The 3145-nt window shown below is 71.9% G+C and carries 2 protein-coding genes and 1 pseudogene; all 3 read left to right on the top strand.

Going from position 1 to position 3145, the window contains the following annotated elements; genetic code table 11:
- A pseudogene (locus FW784_RS14480) lies at positions 1-1304 on the top strand (tetratricopeptide repeat protein); the annotation flags it as partial.
- Between the two features lie 19 nt (positions 1305-1323).
- A complete protein-coding gene (locus FW784_RS13355) occupies positions 1324-1950 on the top strand; it encodes a YbhB/YbcL family Raf kinase inhibitor-like protein (RefSeq protein WP_149353817.1) in 627 nt (208 codons plus the stop codon).
- Between the two features lie 136 nt (positions 1951-2086).
- Positions 2087-3145, top strand: a 1059-nt coding sequence (locus FW784_RS13350) for a COG3904 family protein (protein WP_149353816.1), incomplete at its 3' end; no start/stop codon positions are given.

Here is a 3145-nt window from a genome sequence, read left to right as displayed (position 1 = left end):
TGCCGCGCCTCAAGCAGGCGCTGGCGTGGTTGCCCGGCGACCGTCGCACGCTGTCGGCCCTGCTGACCGCGTGGCAGCTCGGCGACGACCGCGAGGATGCAAGGAGCACGCTCGACGCCGCTCTCGCCACGCACGCGCAGTCGCCGGACCTGTGGCTCGCGCGGCTGGGCGTCGAGCCCTTCGCCGGTGACGAGGCACGCGCGGTGATCGATCGTTGGCTGGTCGCGATGCCGGACCACGTGCCCGCGCTGGTGGCGCGCATGACGCTGCTCGACACGGTCGGGGACGCGCCGGGCGCCGAGCTCGCGGCGCAGCGGATCGTCGCGCTCGATCCCGGCCACACGCAGGCGGAAATGCGCCTGCTCGATGCGCTGATGACGCGGGAGCCGGAAGCGGCCATCACGCGCCTGGGTTCGCTGATCGACCAGGCGACGGACCCGCAGGTCGCGCGCAGCCTGCGCCATCTGCTGGCCTTCGCGCTCGATCGCGCGGACCGCACGAGCGAGGCGCTTGCCGTCTGGCTCGCGCTGCATCAGGACGCTGCCATCAGCCGCTTCGAGCCACCGGCCGCCACGGGTTTTGCCGGGCCGTGGCCCGAGCTTGCGCCGCTGCCCGACGACGCGCCCGGCGTACTGCTGGTCTGGGGCGCGCAGGGCTCGCTGGTGGAACGCGTGGCCGGCACGTTCGATCTCGGGGGCGCGCCCATGCTGACCGACCGATTCGGCATGCAGCCGCCGGACGACCCCCTGCAGCGGTTCGAGACGCCGCAGGCGCTGGCCGACGGCACGGTCGACGGCGCGTTCCTCGTCGCCCAGTGGCGCGCGGCATTGCCGTTGCGCGGGATCGCCGATCGCAACGTCTTCGACTGGCTGCTGCACTGGGACAACGCGCTGCTGCTGGCCCTGCGGCCGCACCTGCCGGAAGCCGTGCTGATGTTCGTGCTGCGCGATCCGCGCGACATGCTCCTGGACTGGATCGCGTTCGGCGGCCCCGTTCCGCTGCGCCTCGACACGCCGGTTGCTGCCGCGACCTGGCTCGCCGCCGCGCTGGAGCAGGTGGCCGACGTCCACGACCAGGATCTGTTCCCGCACCGCATCGTCCGGCTGGACGGCATCGAGGACGATCAGGTCGGCGTGGCCCAGGCGCTCGCCGATGCCCTCGGCATCGAAGTCCCGGTGGCACCCGCGCAGGCCTACGGTCCCGGCCGCCTGCCGTCGGGCCACTGGCAGCGCTTCGCGAGCGTGCTCGACGAAGCCTTCGCCGTGCTCGGGCCGGTCGCGGCGCGCCTGGGCTACACCGCCTGATGTCCAAACGGAGATCGCCATGCGACTGACCAGCGACAGCTTCGAGCACCGCGGGCGCCTGCCCGGCGAATTCGCCGCCGGTGTGCGCACCGAAACCGGCGCCGGCTTCGGCCCGAATCGAAACCCGCAGCTGCGCTGGGACGACGTGCCGCCCGGCACCAGGTCGTTCGCGCTGCTGCTCATTGATCCCGACGCGCCGACCGTCCCGGGGATGGCCGGCAAGGCAGGCGTCGAGATCCCGGTCGACCAGCCGCGCTGCGAATTCACGCACTGGGCGATGGTCGACATTCCCGCCGACATTCGCGAGATCGCCGCCGGTAGCTGCAGCGACGGTGTTGTCGCGCATGGAAAGCGGGAGCCGGCCGGCCCGGCCGGCACCCGCCAGGGGCTGAACGACTACACGGGCTGGTTCGCGGCCGATGTCGCGATGCGCGGCGACTGGCTCGGCTACGACGGCCCGTTCCCGCCGCCCAACGACCTGCGCCTGCACCGCTATTTCTTCCGCCTGTTCGCACTCGACGTCGCGCGGCTGGAACTGCCGGCGCGCTTCACCTCCGCGGACGTCCTTCGCGCGATGCACGGGCATGTCCTTGGCGAGGCGACCATCCACGCCACGTACTCGCTGCACCCGGGCGTCAAGGGCTGATCGCCCCGGCCGTTAGACTCGACATGGCGGCCCAGCGCGCGTTCATGCCCGGGCCGGCAGCATCGGATGAAGTGGCGGTAGCGGGAGGTGGACGGTGCGGTTGGCAAGTGTGACGGCGGAACGGTGCCTCGCGGGTGTGCTCGCACTCGTCCTTGCGGGCTGCAGCGCGCCTGCGCCGCCCGTGGCACGCGCGCCGGTCACGCTGGGCGACAAGGCACTGACCAGCGCCCCCGCCAGCGACGAGCCGCAGCCGCACCCCGCCGACGATCTCGCCGGCACGCGATGGCCCGATGCACGGGTCGGCGGTGGCGTCGCCGAGGTCAGCTGCGAGCGCGACGACACCGACGACCCGCCGCGCCGCCTCCAGTCGCTCGGCTTCTATCCTCTGTTCGATGCCATGGCGGCCTGCGAATCCACGGGGCTGGTGCGCCTGTCCTACAGCGGTCGCATCGACGGCGGTTTCACCGAGCTGGTGCGCCGCGTATCGGCGATGGCGCAGCGCATGGACCTGCCCGAACACCTGCTCGACATCGACTCGGCGGGCGGCAATGTCGAGGAAGCGATCCGCGCTGGCGATGCGATGGCCGACGCCGCCTGGACCGTGCGCGTGCAAAGGGATGCGAACTGCCTGTCCGCATGCGTGCTGGTGCTGGCCGCGGCCGACGATCGCGTGGTGCACGGCAACGTCGGCGTGCATCGCCTGATGCGCGATCGATCCAACGCGACCTCCCGCGCGGAACTCAATGACGAGCTGCGCAACGTCAATGCGACCGTGCGCGACTACTTCGAACGCCATGGCGTCGCGCTCGCGGTCGCCGACCTCATGATGACCGTGCCCAATCGCCGGCTGCGCCTGCTCACGGCGGGCGAGCTGGACGAATACGGGCTGGTCGGACGCAATGCCGCGCAGGACGATCTCGAGCGCATCGTGATCCGCCGCAAGTGCGGCGAAGGTTTCATGCGTCGTCGGGACGCGTTCCAACGCCAGTTCGAAGCGCGCTGCGGCGTCGACGAGCGCCCGTGGGAAGACGTGACGCGCTGCGGCCTCGAGCTTCGCCCCGCGTACGGTTTCCCGGATACGCGATGCGTCGACGAGACGCCGCTGGCCGATGCGGAGCGCCGACTGCGGCTCGAGGACGCGCGGCAGGCGCAGCTCGCGGCCGATGCGGCCGCGTCCACCGACGGCTCGACGCAG

The sequence above is a fragment of the Cognatilysobacter lacus genome, assembly GCF_008274655.1.
Taxonomy (GTDB): domain Bacteria; phylum Pseudomonadota; class Gammaproteobacteria; order Xanthomonadales; family Xanthomonadaceae; genus Cognatilysobacter; species Cognatilysobacter lacus.
This window is presented reverse-complemented; position numbering and strand designations above follow the sequence as displayed.